This window comes from uncultured Butyricimonas sp., from assembly GCF_959596855.1.
Lineage (GTDB): Bacteria > Bacteroidota > Bacteroidia > Bacteroidales > Marinifilaceae > Butyricimonas > Butyricimonas muris.
Genome location: NZ_CAUFYA010000032.1, coordinates 33,520 through 53,924, shown reverse-complemented (window position 1 = coordinate 53,924; position 20,405 = coordinate 33,520). Strand labels below are relative to the sequence as shown.

The 20,405-nt window shown below is 39.0% G+C and carries 15 protein-coding genes; 14 read left to right on the top strand and 1 reads right to left on the bottom strand.

Annotation, left to right across the window (positions count from 1 at the left end; translation table 11 throughout):
- Positions 1–8: 8 nt before the first annotated feature.
- The 8 genes from Q5866_RS13870 to Q5866_RS13835 all read left to right on the top strand — a co-directional run bounded on the left by Q5866_RS13870 (position 9) and on the right by Q5866_RS13835 (position 10,098).
- Complete coding sequence (locus Q5866_RS13870) at positions 9–1,235, top strand: CapA family protein (protein ID WP_303180839.1); 1,227 nt, start codon at positions 9–11, stop codon at positions 1,233–1,235.
- A gap of 4 nt (positions 1,236–1,239) precedes the next feature.
- The gene (locus Q5866_RS13865; protein ID WP_303180837.1) at positions 1,240–2,475 is read left to right on the top strand and encodes a CapA family protein; all 1,236 of its coding nucleotides are present in this window, start codon (positions 1,240–1,242) and stop codon (positions 2,473–2,475) included.
- Between the two features lie 9 nt (positions 2,476–2,484).
- Complete coding sequence (locus tag Q5866_RS13860) at positions 2,485–3,645, top strand: glycosyltransferase family 4 protein (RefSeq protein ID WP_303180835.1); 1,161 nt, start codon at positions 2,485–2,487, stop codon at positions 3,643–3,645.
- A gap of 12 nt (positions 3,646–3,657) precedes the next feature.
- Positions 3,658–4,944, top strand: coding sequence for an O-antigen polymerase (locus Q5866_RS13855; RefSeq protein ID WP_303180833.1), 1,287 nt, complete (start codon positions 3,658–3,660; stop codon positions 4,942–4,944).
- A gap of 71 nt (positions 4,945–5,015) precedes the next feature.
- Positions 5,016–6,443 (top strand): flippase, encoded by a 1,428-nt coding sequence (locus Q5866_RS13850; protein ID WP_303180831.1) that lies wholly within the window; start codon positions 5,016–5,018, stop codon positions 6,441–6,443.
- Positions 6,444–6,456: 13 nt separating this feature from the next.
- On the top strand, positions 6,457–7,707 hold the full coding sequence (locus Q5866_RS13845) for a nucleotide sugar dehydrogenase (RefSeq protein WP_303180829.1): 1,251 nt from the start codon (positions 6,457–6,459) through the stop codon (positions 7,705–7,707).
- 227 nt (positions 7,708–7,934) lie between these two features.
- Positions 7,935–8,312, top strand: coding sequence for a LytTR family DNA-binding domain-containing protein (locus Q5866_RS13840; RefSeq protein WP_303180828.1), 378 nt, complete (start codon positions 7,935–7,937; stop codon positions 8,310–8,312).
- 457 nt (positions 8,313–8,769) lie between these two features.
- Positions 8,770–10,098, top strand: coding sequence for a hypothetical protein (locus Q5866_RS13835; RefSeq protein ID WP_303180827.1), 1,329 nt, complete (start codon positions 8,770–8,772; stop codon positions 10,096–10,098).
- Between the two features lie 53 nt (positions 10,099–10,151).
- On the opposite strand, the gene Q5866_RS13830 is transcribed toward Q5866_RS13835, so the two are convergent.
- Entirely contained in the window at positions 10,152–11,318 is a 1,167-nt protein-coding gene (locus Q5866_RS13830) for a metallophosphoesterase (protein ID WP_303180826.1), read from the bottom strand.
- 63 nt (positions 11,319–11,381) lie between these two features.
- On the opposite strand from Q5866_RS13830, the gene Q5866_RS13825 reads away from it, so the two are divergent.
- The 6 genes from Q5866_RS13825 to Q5866_RS13800 all read left to right on the top strand — a co-directional run bounded on the left by Q5866_RS13825 (position 11,382) and on the right by Q5866_RS13800 (position 20,380).
- On the top strand, positions 11,382–11,972 hold the full coding sequence (locus Q5866_RS13825; protein WP_141560989.1) for an RNA polymerase sigma factor: 591 nt from the start codon (positions 11,382–11,384) through the stop codon (positions 11,970–11,972).
- Between the two features lie 63 nt (positions 11,973–12,035).
- On the top strand, positions 12,036–13,181 hold the full coding sequence (locus Q5866_RS13820) for a FecR family protein (RefSeq protein ID WP_303180825.1): 1,146 nt from the start codon (positions 12,036–12,038) through the stop codon (positions 13,179–13,181).
- Between the two features lie 88 nt (positions 13,182–13,269).
- Positions 13,270–16,812 carry a SusC/RagA family TonB-linked outer membrane protein gene (locus Q5866_RS13815; protein WP_303180824.1) on the top strand — a complete coding sequence of 1,181 codons (3,543 nt, stop codon included), beginning with the start codon at positions 13,270–13,272 and terminating at the stop codon, positions 16,810–16,812.
- Between the two features lie 19 nt (positions 16,813–16,831).
- Positions 16,832–18,316 carry a RagB/SusD family nutrient uptake outer membrane protein gene (locus tag Q5866_RS13810; RefSeq protein WP_186976467.1) on the top strand — a complete coding sequence of 495 codons (1,485 nt, stop codon included), beginning with the start codon at positions 16,832–16,834 and terminating at the stop codon, positions 18,314–18,316.
- A 9-nt stretch (positions 18,317–18,325) separates the two neighbouring features.
- Positions 18,326–19,348 (top strand): hypothetical protein, encoded by a 1,023-nt coding sequence (locus Q5866_RS13805; RefSeq protein WP_186976469.1) that lies wholly within the window; start codon positions 18,326–18,328, stop codon positions 19,346–19,348.
- A gap of 105 nt (positions 19,349–19,453) precedes the next feature.
- The gene (locus Q5866_RS13800; RefSeq protein WP_186976471.1) at positions 19,454–20,380 is read left to right on the top strand and encodes an ABC transporter ATP-binding protein; all 927 of its coding nucleotides are present in this window, start codon (positions 19,454–19,456) and stop codon (positions 20,378–20,380) included.
- Positions 20,381–20,405 lie beyond the last annotated feature (25 nt).

Genomic DNA, 20,405 nt, shown 5'->3' with positions numbered 1-20,405 from the left:
AATTTATCATGAATAAAATTACTTTTATCGGAGATATTACTTGTGATAGACCTTTGCTGAATGCTGCATATGATATGAATTCAGGTAGTTATGATTTTTCTCCTGTTTTTGGAAAAGTTAAAAGTTTATTTGCGGATTCCGATTATGTAGTAGGCAATTTTGAGACTGTATGTGGAGGTGATAAAAATGGATTTCAAAATCAGTATATGTTATGTAACTCTCCTGATGAATTGATTCAAGCAATGGTGAAAGGGGGGATCAATTGTGTTACGATGGCTAATAATCATTGTTTAGATCAAGGGATTGAAGGGCTTGTTCGTACAATAGATGAGTTAGATAAAAATAAAGTTTTACATACGGGTACTTTTAAATATGAGGATGCTTCAAATCGAGTTTTGTATTTATATTTGAATGATATTGTAGTAGCATTAATATCGAACACCTATTCAACTAATGCTTCAAATACGGGAATTGTTCTAAATGATCGAAATGATTTTTATGTGAATTTGCTTAAGAAACAAAGTGAATTTACTTTTGTTGGTAAGAGAAGATGGGCTAAGAGATTTTTGTTCAAACTTATTAACGCAAGATATAGGAGAACTATAAATAGAATTGTGGCAAGGCTGAAACTGAAGCAGGGAAAAGTATTCTTAAAGCCAAGGGGTGATGTTATCGTAGATGGTGATACTGATAATAAATATTTGAAGTTATTGGTAGAAGATCTGAAAATCGCAAGAGATAATGCTGATTATGTGATTGTCTGTTCGCATTTTGGAGGGCAATTTAATGAAATTCCGGGTGCATATAGTAAGTTCATTGGTGATTTTGTCCTAGAGCATGGTGCTGATATGCTGATTGGAAATCATCCGCATGTTATTCAGAAAGTTAAAAGAGAAAATGGGAAAAGTATTGCTTATTCTTTGGGAAGTTTTAATCAATCTCCGAGTGCTGATTATATAATTCATGACGCCTTGCCTGAATATTCAATGGCTTTTCATGTTTATTTTTCAAAAGATCGAGATAACGTAAATACAAGAGCGATAACATTCTCTATCTTAAAAGCGGTAGAAGATTCGAATAAGATGTTAGTAGTTTATCCAATAAATAAGTTATATGATGAATTGGAAAAGAATAAGCGTATTCAATTGGAGGAAGATGTGAAGATAATTTACAAAAGAATCACAGGGCAATCTATTCTCAAGAATTTGATACAGAATGAGTATGTATTAATGTAATACGATGAAAGATTATTATAAAATAAGTTTTACAGGAGATATAATGTGTGAGCTTCCTTTACTGAAAGCTTCGAAACATGGTAAAATGTATGATTTCGAATTTGTTTTTCGTGGTGTGAAAGATAAATTATCGGAATCTGATATTGTTATTGGTAATTTGGAAACTGTATTTGCAGGAGAGAAGGCCGGATATACACATGACGTGTATTCTTTTAATACGCCGGATAGTTTCGTGTATGCAATGAAGGATGCGGGAATTAATTATGTGAGTACGGCAAATAATCATTGTCTTGATCGCGGAATCGAGGGACTGATCGGAACATTAGAATTACTGGATAAATATGGAATAAAGCATTTTGGAACTTATAGGAGCAAAGAACAAAGAACTCCTTATGAACTTTTGGAGATAGGTGATAAGAAGATTGCTCTAATTGCTTATACGTATGGAACAAATGTCGTAGAGAATGGGATTATCTTTAAAGAAGATGATGAGTTTTATGTTAATATTTTAAAATCCCAGAAGCGTGAGTGGCTGAAATTTGAAAAGACATTAAATACACCTGGTATTCGTAGTAAACTCTCACGATACATACGAAAAATAACGACTCTGGATCAACGAATGCGAATCAAGAAGAGACTTGGCATGTTAAAAAATACTGCTAAATCAGATGATTTGGTAGAAGGTGATATTTATCCGAGATATTTAGAACATCTTAAATCCGATGTTGAGGAGGCAAAGCGTGATACTGACTATGTTTTTGTTTGTTTACATTCTGGTGGTTTGTTTAATGTTGAAGTTGGAGCATATACGGAGTATATTGTGGATTTAATAGTTCGTGCGGGAGCGGATGCTGTAGTCGGTAATCATCCACATGTCGTTCAAAAATTCGTGGATAAAGGCAGCCTTGTCGCTTATTCATTGGGTAATTTTAGTATATCTCCTAGTTCTCTCTATTTAGTAAGGGAAAATTTACCGGAATATTCGGTGTTGTTGCATTTCTATTTTGATAAAGGGAATATGTCACTTTGTAAAGTGACATTCTCTATATTAAAGATCGTAGAATCTGGAAGAGGAAATTTAAGCGTGTATCCTGTTAATGTGTTGTATGATAAGTGTGTTATTGCTAGTGAACGGGATTTGTTGACGAAAGATTGTACGAAAATATACAATATCTTTACCGATAAGAAGGAGATGACTATAGACATCTTGGATGAGTATGTGTGCTTTGAAAAAAATTAAGAACATATTATGAAAGTTTGTTTTTTTGCGCATTATAGCATTACCAATAGCGATGGGGCAACTCTTTCAATGTATAATATCATTGATGAAATGTTGAGCCAAGGGATAGAAGTTGTCGTAATTCTAGCAAATACGAGAAATTTAGAGGATCGGATTGCGGAAGGGAGGATCAAATTTATAGTCGCCCCCTTGTATGGAATGAGGATGGATTTGAACAGGAGGACTCCGATGACACAAATGAAGTTCTTTGTGAAAAGTATCTGCAATTCTATACATAAAAGAAAAATAGAAAAGGTGCTTAAAGCGGAAAATGTTGACATTATTCATATAAATGGACTTGACAGTGGTATTGGTGCCGAGATCGCACAGAAGTTGAAGATTCCGTATATTTGGCATATTCGCCAATTCATGGAAGCGGATTTGGGTAAGAAGTTGTTTCGTGAAAAATATGTGTATCGGTTGGTTTCAAAGGCTTCTTCTGTTATTGCAATATCAAAAGACGTACAGACTAAATTTGAGCCTCTTTTAGGACGCAAAATGGATCTTGTATATAATGGAGTTCCTGTTGAAAAATATAAACTTGAGGATGTATCAAGATTTGAAACTCCGATAACTCGAATTCTCTTAGCAGGAAGAATCTCTGTCCAAAAAGGTCAAATGGATGCCATTAAGGCTGTAGAGTTGTTAATACAGCGTGGTATTGATAATGTTTCATTGACTTTGGTTGGACAAGGGGAAACTAAGGAGTATTTGGAATACGTGAAATCGTATGTAAAAGAGCATGGACTTGAACAAAAAGTTTGCATTCTAGAACATCATGACGATTTGAGAGAGTTACGAAGACAATGTGATATAGGCTTGACATGTTCGAAAAAGGAGGCTTTTGGACGAGTTACTGTAGAGAATATGTTGGCTAGAATGTTGGTCATTGGGGCTAATACAGGAGGGACTGTGGAGATCGTTAAGGATGGTTATAACGGCTTGTTGTATGAGGAAGGGAATCCGGAAAGCTTGGCTGATCAAATAGAATATGCTATGTTGCATAAAGATAATGTACAACAGATGATAGAACAAGGGGTTATTCGAGCTATAGAAGATTATTCAATAAATAGAGTTGTAAGACAAATATTGAATTTATATAAGTTAATTGATAGTCGTTTTACTATTTGATATAAAGTAAATATGTTGCCAATAATAATTATCATTCTCTCTCTCGTAGGAGGTGTATTTTTCTGGAGGAAAAAAAGGAATTTGTGGAATCCTGCTTCTGTATTTTTATTCGAGTGGGCTTTGGTTGTTTATTTGGCTTCCTTGCAATTGTATAATTTGATTGATATTAGTACAAAAGCATATGTTTTTGTACTAATTGGTGTTGTTTCTTTTTTTATTGGTTCTTTGTTTGCAGATAATTTACGATCTAGTAAAAATAGAATAGGTCGAGTATATGAAATAGACTATGCTCGAATGAATATAGCATCAATTGCTATAATTGTGTTTAGTTTATTTCGAATATTATTTATTCTTAAATTATTGTCGGGAGGTTTTTCTTGGTGGGAGATTCGGTTAATGTCAACTTCAGGAGAAGGAGGTGTAGGAACTTTGAAAGGAGGAAACGTGTCAATGTTTATACATGATTGTATAATTGCCCCATTAATGTATTTGATTGTTCCTACTTTATTTGCGGAATTGCTAATTGGTGCTAGAAATAAGAAGTTTATGATTCTTTCTATGATTGCAATGATATGTTATTCTATATCTACTGTTTCAAGAGCTGTATGGGCTTTTTCTGTTTTATATATATTGTTCATAGTTTTACTATATAGGAAAAAGTATAGTTTGTCAAGGAAAGTAAAACGGATGATGAAATATGGGATTCTTATTATAATCCTTCTTTGTGTTATTATATATAGGATTACTCTGATGCGGGATACAGAAGCTGATATCTTTACAAATATGTATGCGTATATAACCGGATGCATGCCTTTGTTGACTCTTCATCTGGATGAGGTAACATCGTCAATAAGGACTTATGGTGCTATGTCATTAAATGGCTTTTTATATCCTATGTTTTTTGTTCTTAATTACTTACATATATTATCTTATCCTGATGCTTTTGTTGATGCTCAGTTTGTTAAGAATTCATTAGAAGTTTTTATGCCTTTATCTCCTCACATTACAATGAATGCGTATGTAACATTATTTTATTATTTCTATATTGATTTTGGATATTTTGGAATCGCTTTAGGCTCTTTTGTTTTTGGATATTTATGTATGAAATCCTATAAATACTGGAAACAAAATGGAGATATAAGAAGTCTTGTTATTTATTTGATATTAATGCAGTTTATTGTGTTTTCTGTTGCTAGAATATATACAGGACTTTCGACTAGGGCTTTGTCAGTTGTTTGGCTTTTGCTTTTATTTCATAAAGTGCGAATTAAAATGTCTGAAAAAGATGGGAGAATGTGATTGTTTAGGTTCAGATATAAGTGTAAATCATATTTGATATGTTTATTTGCTGTTGGTGAATCGAATTTTTTATGGGAGGAATAAAGAAAAATCTAATATATAACGTTACTTATCAAATATTGATAATAATACTTCCATTTATTACTGCTCCGTATATATCAAGAGTATTGGGAGCTCATGATATAGGTGTTTATTCTTATACACAAGCATTTGCAAATTACTTTTATCTTTTTGCGATGTTAGGTGTAATGAACTATGGGAATAGGACTATTGCGGCTGTTAGAGATAATTCTGATGTATTGAAAAAAATATTTTGGGAGATTTTCACTTTTCAATTTTTTATAGGAATATTAGTCTCTGTAGCGTATGTTTTTTACTGTATATATTGTGTGAAAGAAGATAGACTTATATACTATATGCAGTTTTTCTATGTAATATCCGGTGTTTTTGATATTAATTGGCTCTGTTTTGGCTTGGAGAAATTTAAATTTACAACTATTCGTAGTGTGTTGGTGCGTCTAGGAATGGTATTTGCTATTTTCTTGTTTGTGAGAGAGCGATCTGATTTGGCTGTTTATACAGGTATTCTTTCTGTGGGAAACTTAATTGCTGCATTTGCTGTATGGCCATTTGTACTAAAGCGTATTGGATTTAAGATGCCTACGTTAGAGGGGATATTGAAGCATCTTAAACCAAATCTTATTTTGTTTTTTCCTGTAATTGCTGTTAGTATATATCATCTTATGGCAAGATTAATGCTTGGAGGGCTCAGTACAGAAGAAGAAGTCGGTTTCTATACTTATGCGGAGCGGATTACCCAAATACCTAATACTTTAATTTTGGCATTGAACTCCGTCGTAATGCCAAGAATGGCCAATTTATATGCTAAGAATGATCGGTATACCACGAGAAATCTTATGGATAAGGTTATGCTGTTTGCTATGTTTATGAGTGCATTAATGGCGTTTGGATTAGCAGGTGTAGCCCCTATTTTTGCTCCTTGGTTTTACGGTGCCGAATTTACTCGATGTGGTTTATTTATAGTGCTACTTTGTCCGATTATTATCTTTAAAGGATGGGCAGGAGTATTGAGAACCCAATATATTATACCTAAAGGGAGGGATAAGGTCTATATCATCTCTTTAACCACAGGTGCTATTGTTAGTTTGCTACTTAATTTTTTATTAATACCTAAGTATAGTGGTACTGGTGCTGTTATGGGAACTTTGGGGGCTGAGTTGTCTGTTTGCTTAGTCCAATTCGCCTTGATACGAAGAGAAATACCATTTGCGATATATTTGAAAGATGGATTGGTGTTTTGCTGCTTTGGCGTTGTGATGTATATTGTAATAAGTTATATGGGTAACTTAGATATATCTTCATTTTTTTTAATGCTTTTGCAAATTGCAATTGGAACTTTGATTTTTGGTGTTCCTGCGGGTCTTTATTGTATGAAAATAAAAGGATTTAATCTTAAAATGTTAAAAAATATATTCTAAATGAATTCTTAAAATGAACAAACAATACAAAATAGCAGTAGCCGGTACCGGCTACGTCGGTTTATCAATCGCCACTTTGTTGTCACAACATCATGAGGTGGTTGCCGTGGATATTGTTCCGGAGAAGGTGGATTTAATCAATGATAAAAAATCACCCATTCAAGATGATTACATAGAAGAGTATCTGGCTAATCATAAATTGAATTTGAAAGCTACGCTAGATGCGGAAATGGCTTATAAAGATGCCGATTTTGTGGTGATAGCGGCTCCGACAAATTATGATAGTCAGCGGAATTTCTTTGATACATCCGCTGTCGAAGCTGTGATAGAACAGGTGCTTCGTTATAATCCAAATGCATTTATGGTTATTAAAAGTACGATACCGGTCGGTTATACGATTACTGCGTGTGAGAGATTTAATACGAAGCGTATTCTTTTTAGTCCGGAGTTTTTGCGGGAGTCTAAGGCCTTGTATGATAATTTGTATCCAAGCCGGATCATCGTGGGTACGGATTTGTCTGAGCCGGAATTGGTGGATGCGGCTCATGTTTTTGCTGAGTTGTTGCAAGAAGGGGCTATAAAAGAAAATATAGATACCTTGTTTATGGGATTGACAGAAGCTGAGGCCGTAAAATTATTTGCGAATACATATCTCGCTTTGCGTGTTTCTTATTTTAATGAGTTGGATACGTACGCGGAAATGAAGGGGTTGGATACTCAATCGATCATAAATGGTGTGTGTTTGGATCCTCGTATCGGAAATCATTATAATAATCCCTCTTTTGGTTATGGAGGTTATTGCTTACCGAAAGATACAAAACAATTACTCGCTAATTATGCGGATGTACCCGAAAATTTGATAGAAGCGATCGTGGAAAGTAACCGGACAAGGAAAGATTTTATAGCGGATCAGGTTCTTCGTTTGGCGGGCTATTATGCTTACGGGAAAGAAAATGAATGGAGTAGCGTGCGAGAACATCCTGTTACAATAGGTGTGTATCGATTGACGATGAAGTCTAATTCAGATAATTTTAGGCAGTCTTCTATTCAAGGAATAATGAAACGAGTGAAAGCAAAGGGAGCTACTGTAATTGTTTATGAACCAGCGTTGCCGGATAACACTACATTCTTTGGTTCAGAAGTCGTTAATGATTTGAATCTCTTTAAAGAACGTAGTACGGCTATTATTGCCAATCGATATGATATGGAATTGGATGATGTGAAGAATAGGGTATATACACGAGATGTGTATAGAAGGGATTGATCTTAATATCGAGAGAGTCGTGGGAGTCGTGAAGCAAATCCGGAAAAATTTGTAGCCGGAGAAAGGATGTGATTCTGAAGTAACTTTTAAGTTGATGTTTTTCCCGTCAGAGGGTATAACGAAAGTTGTAAATGCTTTTGTTATACCCTTTTTGTTTTTTAGAGTTTCGCCACATGGGGCGTTTGCAGGTGAAAAGGTCATTTCACGAGATATAAAATTAGGAAGTTATGAAAGAAATAAATGATCAATCGCAACGTCTCGTGGGAGATTGTTTTTTTGTACGTCAGGGAGAACGTATGGAGAAGTGTTTTTACTCGGAAGTCTTGTACGTGGAGGCTTCGGGGTGTTATAGTTATATTTATCGTCGGGATAAGCCCCGGCTTTCGATTACCCATCCTCTTTTAGTGGTGGAACCTTGGTTGCCGAGGGATATGTTCCGCCGGATTCACCGGAGTTATATCGTGAATCTTCGGGAAGTGGAGGGATTTATAGGTAAGGCGATCTGCATTGCAGATCGGGTGTTGCCCGTGAGTCCACTTTACCGGGAAGAGGTGTTCGGGTGTTTCCTGTTTTGGGAATTAAAGCGCAAGAAGAAGGTGCAATAGAATGAAGGGATATAGAAGATAAGAGTAGTTAATCGTTCTTGTGAGGTGACCTTTCAAGGGAAGTTTTGTTTAGATAATTTTTCCGGGGATTCAGATGATAAATCGGGGCATTCGGATAATTTGGTTGGTAAAAGGCGTTCCGGGATGTACTTTTGGAATACAATTAAAAATTACAAAAGATTATGGGAGTGTTACAGAATGTGATTAGAGAGCTAGGTAAAGAGGTTTGCCGTTTTACAGGAGGAGTGGTACAAGAGCAAATATCTCGTGAGTCGGATATCGTTTTAATCGTTTTTTGGGACAAGTAGGGCGGGGAATCAAAATTCTTTCTTTATATTTGTAAATATATAAATTATGAATAATAATTGATTTTACAAAAGAATAATTCTGATGGATTAATAAATTATATATGATTAGTTCATAAAGAAAGAGATTGTATAATTTAAATAATGTGATTATGAAAAAAATGTATTTGTTCTTTTTTCTAATGTTTGTTATTATTAGTTGCGAAAAAGAGAACTTTAATGATGATAATAGAGTTTCGGAAAAAATCTTGTTTTTTGAACTTTGTGAAAAGTATAATGTTAAAGCAGAAAAGATTAATGTTGATATGGTTGGTGAATTGAAATCTATTTCACTGGAGGATTTTAAACGAGAAGTGAAAATTTGGGATGGTATGAAAAATAATTTTTCTATTGCTACTTCTAATTACATTGAAGTTCGTCCGTTCGTTTCTCGTGATGAATACTTTGGTCGTCTTAGGGTGGAAAGTCCTAATATAAATGTAAGTTCATTAGATACAGAAATTGGAATAGCAATTGATTTTACACACTACTATATGATAGGAAATTCCAGTGCAATTGTTTATGTGAATGGTTTGCAAAACAGTAAGGTATCTAATGTACAAGCATATATTGCTTCTACAGTGCCACAATTTTTTATTGGAGATGTTAATTTTGATCTGATCTATATCATTGAAATAGATGATTGTTTTTATTCTATAACACAACCATTTTCTGTATCAGTTACTTTCCAATTTTATGGTGATTATTTTTCAGATCCTGTAATGATAATTAGGGTTGCAGGAAGAATTATGGAGCCAGTGGAAGAGCCTCAAATATCTTTGCCTGATATGTTAAGTTCATATATTGGTACAGATGATTATTACATTGGACGGATAAATGATTTTAAAAGAAGATATCCCGATAGGAGTGTTCCCGATTTTTATAGATATGCCGATTTTTATTCTTATGAATTTATGTATAATGCTGAGTTTAATCCTGCTTTATTGGACAAAATGACTTCTTTTCATAGGCAAACGCAACAGAATTTATCAAATTATTTACAGCGTTCTCCGACAATAGAACTCCAAAGTAGTACTTTTAAAAATATAGCTATTAATAATATTGCTTCATACGTGAATCCTATTATTGTACATGATATAAATTTAATGGATCAATTAATGTTAGTTCTTGCATTTTATCCGTCTGATTTATTTTCTGCAAGAGGAATAAATTGGATTAAAGAGATACAGCGTCAGCAAATTAATGCCTATCAAATTAATCGTGCTTTTGCACTGCAGCATGCACGGGAACTTATGCAAAATTGGACTAGGGCAATATTTTTGATAGATAATTATATTAGTACAAAAACAAATTTAGAGCCGAGAGACTATGTTGATTATGTTCAAGCACCTGATAGAAACACATTTGTAAATATGATTTTGGGGCCGCAAATAGATTATTTTGAGAAAGTGTTTGGTGATGAGGTTTGGTTTCAATGGTAATGAAAATGTTTAAGATAGAAAAATCAAATAATATTGTAGAAAAACCTACAATATTATTTGATTTTTAATATGACAACCGTGATTTCCGGCCATGCACCGAAACGTAAGGGCATAAGTCCGATGAATCCCAGCCCGACGTTGACGTACAGACCTTGCGAACCTTCCATGTATAGTCCGCTCCATTCGGGGTACATGAGGGAGGAGGGAGAGAGGCGACCGAGGGCGAATTGCATGGCGTGCGTGTGCCCGGAAAGCGTGAGATCGATGTCCGTGTCGAGCACTTCCCGACGCCAGTGCGTGGGGGTATGACTCAACAACAGCTTGAAAGCGGTTTGTTCCGAGCCTCGCATGGCGAGAGGGAGATCGCTGTATCGGTCGAGAGTACGTCCGCCATCGTCCCCGACACCGATCAAGGCAATGCTATCCGTACCACGGTGCAGCATCACGTGTTTATTGTCAAGTAGATACCACCCCATGGCGGCTTGTCGTTCCTTGATGTCTTGCAGGTTCTTTTCACGAGCTTTCTTGCTCGCCCAATGACGGTACGGGCTGTAATCATGATTCCCGAGTACGGAATACACCCCGTCGGGGGCTTGCAGGCGGGAGAGAATATCCTCGAAAGGATCGATCTCCGCTGCCTCGTTATTTACAAGGTCACCCGTGAACACGATGATGTCTGCCCGTTGGGCGTTGACGAGATCGACTGCTTCTCGCAACGCCTCCCGGTTATCGTGCCAGCTTCCGGTGTGTATATCCGAAACCTGTGCCACCCGGTAGCCGTCGAAAGCTGCGGGGAGATCGGGAGACGTGAAAACGATCTGTTTTACCTCGAATTGTTTCCGTCCCAAAAACGTGCCGTACAAAATGACCAACATCGTGGCGGTTCCTGCGACAACACCCAACCACGCGAAGGGATGGGACTGTAATTTCAGCGTGTATCTTGTCGGCAGGTCGAGTAGCGAACAAATGGAAAAAATCACTTTTGGCAGCACGATGGCAAGGTACGTGATCGTGAAAATCCCGATAAAAGATTGTCCGCCGTGTCCGCCTCGTGAAAACAGTAATATCCATAGAAGACCAAGCATCAAGATAACCGACGGCACGAACCACAGCAATCGGGTACGTCGGTTGGCGATATGCCGTTTGATATATAGCTTGTAAATATAGATGTCCGGAATAACGAGTAAGAATATAAAATAGATGGCTAATTTTTCGATCATAGTTCACGAGTATATTTTTTGAAACTCAAAGTTATAATTTCTTTTTTGTTTGATGCGTTATTGATGAAAATATATACCTTTGTCGTGTTAAGTCACGTAATACGGGTGATAGGAGTAATGGTTACATCTGAAAATCAAAAGCGATTTGAAACGATATATCTTGAATATTTTCAAGCTATACGGGATTTTTGTAGCTCCTATCTAAAGGATGAGGAGTTGGCACGGGATGTAGCCCAAGATTCGTTTTTCTCGCTTTGGAATCATTTTAATCCGGTTTTCTCGGAGAAGGAGATCCTTTCTTTTTTGTACACGTCGGCACGGAATAAATGTTTGGATCATTTGCGATTGCAAAAAGTGATCGAGAGTAAGTTTCAGGAATTGAAGGACGAGGTTTACGGTGAGGAGTTTTTTCTGGACGAGGTGACGCGTAATGAAACTTACCGGATCGTGCGCGGGGCCGTGAATAAGTTGCCCGAACGTTCCCGGCAGATTGCCACACTCACGTTGCAGGGGTATTCACTGCAAGAGATTGCCGACGAGTTAAGTGTTTCGATCAACACGGTAAAGACTTTGAAAAAAAATGCTTACGAGAAGTTGAGAGAAATGATTAGTAACCAGTATATTGTATCCGTGCTGTTGAAAATATTCATCTAAATTATATTTTCCATTCACCCGTTTTTTCGACTTCTTCGTATGATGTGTATTAAAACAAGTGCGATGAAGCGTGAAATAGAAAAACGAATAGATTTGGCGAGGCAATTCGCGAAGCGTCTGGCGGAGGAGAAGGTGAGCCGGGAAGAGGGAGAGGTTCGTGCCCCGGGGAAGGAATTGCCTTTACAGGAACTTTATGATGATATAGAGGTAAATCTTCCCCGTGTATGTTGGGAGCCGGCGGGGCAAGAGGAATGGGAAGTTTTCCGGAAGAGGTATTTGTCCAAGGGACGGGGACGTCGCCTCGTGTTGAGGTATTCGGCAGTTGCGGCTTGCGTGGTGGCGGCATTGACGGTGGCGTTGTGGCTGTATTTCCCGACTCAGAAGCAAGTAAAACCTTTGATGATTGTGCCCGTGGCGAGTAATTTACCGACGATTTCCGTGAGTGACAAAGAGTATGTTTTGGATTCCGCGGGGATCGATTGTTTGCAACGTCAAAACGAGGTAGCCGTGAAACAGAAAGGGAAGGAGTTAACTTACGCAACGGATACGGGTGCCGTGGAGGAACCCGTGTGGCACACGATACGGGTGCCGCGGCAGGCGGAATTCTCGTTGGTGCTCGGCGACGGTAGCCACGTGCGGATGAACACGAATACCGTTCTTCGTTATCGGGTGCCTTTTACCGGATCGACCCGGGAAGTGTGGATAGAGGGGGAGGCGTATTTCGAGGTTGTCCCGGACAATACAAGACCTTTTGTCGTTCATTTCGCGGATAATAGCGTTACGGTATTGGGGACGCAATTCAATATTTCCTGTTACAATGAACAACCGAGTCGTACGACGTTGGTCAGCGGTTCCGTGTGTTTGAGTGATTCACGGGATTCGGTGGTGTTGCTCCCGGGGCAGGAGGGGGTGATTGCCACGGGTGATAAAGGTATCCGCGTGCAGGAGGCGGATGTGGATGTCAATACGGCATGGTTGAACGACCGGTTTTATTTCAAGGAGCGTTCGTTATTCGAGATCATGAGGGCTTTGAGTGATTGGTATGACGTGACAGTTCGTTTTAACGACCGGGATCTCGGGAGTATGCTTTTTTCCGTGGAAACGAAACGTTACGAGGATATCGACAGCGTGCTGGAGATTCTAGAAAACACGAAAAAGATTTGTTTTGTTAAAAAAGATGACGTGATCGAAGTAAGACGTAATGAATAGAAAAGCGGGAAGTTCTCGCGAAACTTCCCGTTCTCTATATTCTCGCGGAGCGAGAACTAGTTGTTATTTTAAAATTCAATTCAAAATTATGAAAAAAAACGGTTACACCTGCAAGAAAGGAGTAATTAAATTCCCTCTTGCATTTGTTCACAGGTTTTTGTACCTGTTATTAGGTTTTGTCTTCTTGTCGAGTGTCCCGGGGAACGCACAGGCACAGGAGAAACGATTTGATTTGAAGATGCAGAACGTGTCTTTGGATCGGGTAATTGAAAAGTTGAGGGAGGTAAGTAACCTGACTTTCGCTTACCAGCTTGACGACGTGAAGGCTTATACCAAGATTAGCTTTGACGTGAAACAGAAAACGGTAGGGGAGATTCTTGACGAGTGTTTAAAAAAAACGGAGTTGACTTGGAAACAGGTGGATGAAACCATTATTATTTACAAGCGTCCCGTGACGAAGGAGGTGAAAGCGACGGTGATCAAGGGTGAAGTGCAGGACATAAACAAAGCACCGATACCGGGCGCTACCGTAAAGTTAGTGGGAACAACAGTGGGTGTTGCCACAGACAGCGAGGGTAAGTACACGATTTCGTTGCCGGTGGAGAAGGGGACTCTGGAGTTTTCTTCTATCGGTTACAAGACGAAACAGGTGGCTTTCTCAGGGGCGAAGGATATGTTGCGCGTGAGTTTGGAAGAGGACGTGGCGGCGCTGGATGAGGTGGTCGTTACTGGGTATCAGGTGCTTAAAGAGAAAGCATCGGCGGGGTCTATCAGTAAGGTGAATATGGATGACTTGGTGTTGGACGGTACGCGGACTTTGGAATCGGCTTTGCAAGGTAAAGTTCCGGGAATGATGGTAATCAATCGTAGCGGTTTGACGGGGACCCGCCAGAGAGTACGCGTGCGGGGAACTTCCACGTTGTTGGGTAACGCTGAACCTGTGTGGGTGGTAGATGGAATCATTCAAGAGGATCCTCTTCCGTTCAAGACGAATGATTTCAATAATTTGGATCCGAGTAACACGGATATGATCAACGATTTCGTGGGAGGTGCTATTTCTTGGTTGAACCCGAAAGATATTGAATCAATCACGGTGTTGAAAGATGCTATTGCTACGGCTATTTACGGAACGAAGGCTGCAAATGGGGTAATTGTGATTACCACTAAGAAGGGGAAAGTGGGACGAATGTCTATTAATTATTCTGGAGGTATGTCGTATTCTCCGAGGATGAATTATAATAAAATGGAGTTGATGAACTCGCAACAACGCGTGGATGTTTCCCGTGAGGCTTACGAAACCAATATTCCTTTGTCTGGGAACCAGAATATCGGGTATTCAGCGTTGGCGAAAGCTTATCGAAACAGGGAGATTACTTTGGAAGAGTTTACTGCTGCGGCCAAACAGTTGGAAAAGAATAATACGGATTGGTTTAAAATATTTTTTAGAAATGCCATCAGTCACAATCACACGATAAGTATTTCAGGGGGAACGGAACAGGCAACATATCATGCTTCTTTCGGTGTGAGTGATAATAACAATACAGCGAAAGGAAACGGTCAAACTCAATACACGGGTAACGTGAGTGTATCTGCCCGTCTGTGGGAGAAGATTTCGTTGTCAACCTCACTTGCCGGTAGTGTGTCGGAAACAACAGCTTTCATGGGAGAGGACCCTTTTACGTATGCTTCCAAGACCAGTAGGGCTATTCCGCATAAAGATGCCAATGGGGAGTTATCTTTCTATGAACATAAGGATAACGGATTTTTGTTTAACATGGAGAATGAATTGAAACATAGCGGAAACGAAAATAGATTAGCTTCTTTGAATGCTAGTTTGAGTTTGCGTTGGCAGATTTTGGAGTCCTTGTCATACTCTATGTCCGGATCGTATAGTAACTCTCGTATGGATGGAGAGACTTGGCGTACGGAGCAAACAAATTATATAGCCAATATTCGGGGGTATAATTTTGAAGAATTTGGTAAAGGTGATGAAAAATATGAGGTTTCTAAACTTCCACATGGAGGAGAATTGACCCAATCCATGAGTGGGTCTGTGGGATGGAGTTGGCGTAATCAATTGGATTTCGTGAAGGTGTTCAATGGTAAACACTCTGTTACGGCAGCTCTTGGTTATGAGTTGAGAAGCTCCCGGGGAAAAGGTTCTTCGGAAACAACTTACGGGTATATGCCGGATAGAGGAAAGGTGATCGTAAATATACCTCCTTTCCAATCAGGAACAACAAATGTTAGTGATTTATATCGAACAACTCCGTCTATTAGTGATAGTAAATCGAATACAATGTCCTATTATGTGACTTTGGGGTATATGTTTGATGACCGATTTGCGTTTAATGTGAGTGCTCGCGGGGATGCTTCCAACCGTTTCGGGCAGGATAAAAGTGCCCGTTTTCAACCCGTGTGGGCATTGGGCTTTCGCTGGAATATGGAAATGGAGCCTTGGATGCAGAACCAGAATTTTGTGCGTGGTCTGAATTTCCGTTTCTCCTACGGGTATCAGGGAAATGTGGTGGAGAGTGTAAGTCCGTATTTGATTGCGACAATTGGTAAAGATCCGAAAACTTATGATTATACTTTGACTGTAAAGGATTTGCCTGCGCCGAAGTTGAAGTGGGAAAAAACGCAGAACATCAACTATGGTATCAGTGGTAGTTTGTTCGATAATAAAATTTCATTCTCGTTTGATGGGTATTACAAGAAGACAACCGACATGGTGACGAGTTTGGAGGTTCCGTATGAAAACGGAGTGGCGACTCGGCCTATTAATGGTGGCGAGATGTCTAATTCCGGTTGGGATGCCAGTTTTGGATTTACTCCGGTGAAAGGGAAAGATTTTATCGTTTCTTTGGGTTTTAACATGGGGAAAGTGTATAATAAATTGGAATCAAGTATTGAACCAACGCACGAGTGGACAGAAGCCGCAAGCGGTAATTTGAGTAAAAAGGGGTATGCAGTATCCAGTTTCTGGGCAATGCGTTTTGCCGGTTTGAATCCCGAACACGGGGGACCAATGTTTGATTTGACGGGGGCGGAATTGGAAGAGGCAAAGACGGATGCCACGCTCTATATGGATTACGCCGGGAAAATGGAACCGGATTTTAATTGCGGAGTTTCTTTTTCTATTCGTTACAAGACATTGTCGTTGTCCAGTGGTTTGTATTTAAGTGTAGGTAATCAAACTTTTTTGGCTCCGATGGGAAAAATGACGCAAAGTATCCCGAGCGAGTATGAAAATATGTCTACCGAGTGGGTGAAACGTTGGAGGAAGCCGGGTGATGAGAAAATTACTAATGTGCCTGCGTTACCGAATATGATTACTACTGCCAGATATATAAAGGTGGTGGATTTGGAGTATAATCCTTATGATTTGTATGCTAAATCAACGGCACGTGTGGTAGATGCTTGGTTTTTGCGTTGCGGCAGTATATCGCTTTCTTATTCATTGCCGGAAAGATTGTTACCGGGTACATTACAACATCTCGGTATGTCGTTCTCGTTGAATAATCCTTTCCAAATTAGAAGTAAAGATTTCAAGGGACGCAATCCGGAAGTAGCATTGGGGGGACAACCCTTGCAAAGAACTATGTCATTGGGAATTAGTGTAAGTTTTTAATTAATAAAGGAATACGAATATGAAATCAAAATTGTTTTTACTATTCCTGGCGCTTTGTTTTATTCAGTGTGATGATTTTTTGGAGGAACAGAGTCAGAGTGAAGTTCGTCCTTCGACGGTGTCGGATATGGAAAAAATATTAGAATCCGGTGCTTATCCGACCGAGGAAATGGGAGCTTTGATGAATCGGAAAACGGAAATATTCACGGATAATGTGAGAAGTAACATTGTCGAAGCAGGTTATCAAGCACAGAAAGAGAATGAAATGTGGCGTTTTAGGTGGGACCTTCTCATGTTTAATGAAGATGGGGGAGGTAATGATATTTCTTTTTGGAAAGTTCCGTATGAACGGATCATGGGTTGTAATTTGGTACTGGAGTATATAGACCAAATGGCAGGAAGTGATGTAAAAAAAGCTCATATTAAAGGTGAAAGTTATGTTTTGCGCGGATTGTATTACTATATATTGGTGAATTTTTTTGGTGTTCCCTATAATTATGGTGATCCGACTATAAATTCAGGAGTACCATTAAAATTGAATACCGGTGTTACAGATGAGAAATTTAAACGTAATTCTGTTGCCGAGTGTTACGAGCAAATATTGGAAGATTTGGAAACGGGAACACGTTTGATGAAAGAGGGGCAAGAAGCCCAATCCAATGATGTGTTGCGTTTACGTTATCCGGTAGGGTGGGCACTCTTGTCAAGGGTTTGTCTTCACATGAATAAGTGGGATGAGGTTATTTGTTATGCTGATTCTGTATTGGATATCCATCCTCAATTATTTGAGATGAAATCTGCAACATCTTATTCAAGTGGTGTTTATGATTCAAGAACTCCTATGGAACTCTTATGGTGTTGTGTTGAAAAAGATGAAGATACCATGGCTTTGTATCCTTGTTCACCCTCGGAAGAGTTGTTGGATCTTTACGTGTTGTATGACATAAAGGAAGGTCTTTCTGATTTGAGAATTGTAACGTCTAATACGTTCGCTTATTTTGTAAAACCGACGTGGGGGGACTATGCTGGTATTTATGTTAACTCCAAAAAAGGTGTGAATGGAACATATTGGGTGAATGGCGGGATTCGTACGGCAGAAGTGTATTTGAATCGGGCAGAAGCTTATATCCGTAAATATATAGAGACACATAATGAGGAAGATGCTTATTTGGCGTTGAACGATTTGAATGAATTGCGTCGAAATCGTTTAAGCGCAGGATATGTGGATATGACGATGGCTGATTTTACTAATGCAGATGAATTGTTGGAATTTTGTTTAAGGGAGAGACGTCGGGAATTGTGTTATGAAGGGAATCATCGTTGGTTTGACTTGCGTCGTTTGGGTATGCCCGAGATTACTCATATTTTCTTGGATAATGATAACGGACATGAAACAAAATATGTTTTGCAGAAAAATGATTCACGGTACGTGTTACCTATTCCCGGAGAGGTGTTGAGAAGAAATCCGAACTTGACAGAAATAGTTAATGGTAATAACAAATAATACATGACTATGAAATTCAGATATTTATTATTTATCTTTTTTTGTGTGGCATTGTGGACAGGATGTTATAATGAAGATGATATTGTGCCCACGGAGGGAAATGAGATGATGTATTCTTTGCCGCAAGGAACTCATGAATATGATGATGATATTGTGCAATGGTTTAAGGACTATGGTTTTTATACAGTTTATGAGTACGATGTTAAGGATTTATACTGGGCAAATACCGGGTGGGAAGAACAAGTTGAACCTAATTTAGGAGGTTATTTGACAGCAAAGAAAGCCGATCCTGATTATGTTGCTCCGGTGTTGGGTATGTTTCAAGAATTTTTCTTGGATTATTATTCGGGAGATTTATTAAAAGAAGCTATGCCTTTGAAAGTTTTCTTGTGCTCAGAGTTGTGGCAGGGAAGTTGGTATAATAATCGTTTAGAGGGAATTATGGAACGTGGTGATTCAATTGAACTAATGGTATATAGGGGATACGACTATATTGCTTTGAATGGAGCGAGAAAAGATTTTGAAATCACGGAAGGTGTGAAAACAGAATTTATGCGGGGACTTCATAAGATTTTCTTGAATATATTGTATAATAAGGCTATTATGACTGTTCAAGATGACTTTGCTGCTGTTTCTAAATATGTGGCGTATAGCAATATGTATCCTTCTGATCCAAATGATTTTGATGCGGCTTCCAAGATGAACTGTTTTGCACAAGGATATTTGAATATCCAAACGGCAAAAAGTATTTATTCGGTGGATCAAATGAAAGAGTACGATTTTATGTTTTATTTGAATTTGGTAATGAGTTATTCATTGGCAGAATTGGAACAAGAGGAGGCTTATTGGAAATCTTGGGATAATCAGCCGTACATGGATTATCGTGGTTTGTTAAATCCGCGAAGAGGATTTGATAAAGTACGTCAAAAATACGAGATTATGGTTGAGTATATCGAGAGTTTCGGTGTAAATCTGGACCGCATCCGTTTCCCGGAGCGTTTCGAACCCGAGGGAGAAGAAGGAAACGATTGATGTTAGTTTAATTTTTTAGTGATCATTTATGTGATGCATCGCCCGTCTTTTGATGGGACGGGCGATGCTTTTAGGGAGTATTGTATGTAAAAATATAACGGTGTTATGGAAGAGATTATCGTAAAAGTAGAACGTTTGTCACATCGGTATAGTATCCAGTGGGCAGCGAGAGATGTAAGTTTTGAGATTCCCAAGCACGGGATTTACGGGTTGCTGGGTGCAAACGGGGCGGGGAAATCGACCGTGATGAATATCATGTGCGGGGTGTTGAAGCAGACTGAGGGAGATGTGATAATTGCGGGTGTGAACACGAAGCGGGACACGATTGCCGCCAAGCGGCATATCGGTTTTTTGCCGCAGAAACCTCCTTTATATCAGGATTTAACGGTAGAGGAGTATTTGACACATGCGGCGGATTTGCGTTGGATGGCACCTCGGGAGATTAAGAAGGCGGTGGAAGAGGTTATGGAACGTTGTGCCATCACTCACTTCCGTAAGCGGTTGTTAAAGAATCTGTCCGGAGGATACCAGCAGCGGGTAGGTATTGCGCAGGCTATCGTGCATAAGCCGGACTTAGTAGTGTTTGACGAGCCAACCAACGGTTTGGACCCGAACCAGATCGTGGAAATTCGTCGTTTGATCAAGAGTATTGCGGAAGAACGCACGGTGATTCTCTCCACGCATATCCTGTCGGAGGTGCAGGCTACTTGTGACCATATATTGATGATGGATCACGGGAAATTGGTTTTTTCCGGTACCGTGGACGAGTTTGACAATTACATCGTGCCGAATACGATATATGTTCACTTTGCTAATGCGCCTACTGCCGAGGTGTTGGGACAAGTGGAAGGAGTGACCGGGGTGGAGGACTTAGGCGGACAACAATTCCGGGTGCGTTTTACCGATGCGCAGGAGGTGATCGAACGCCTAGTGGATCTGAGCACCGAACAGCATTGGCGGATGCAGGAGATTCGGCAGGAGAAAAATTCGCTGGATACGATATTTGCCAAGTTGACCGAGAAGGGAAATTAATTGCTAAACGTTAAAGAGATTTATT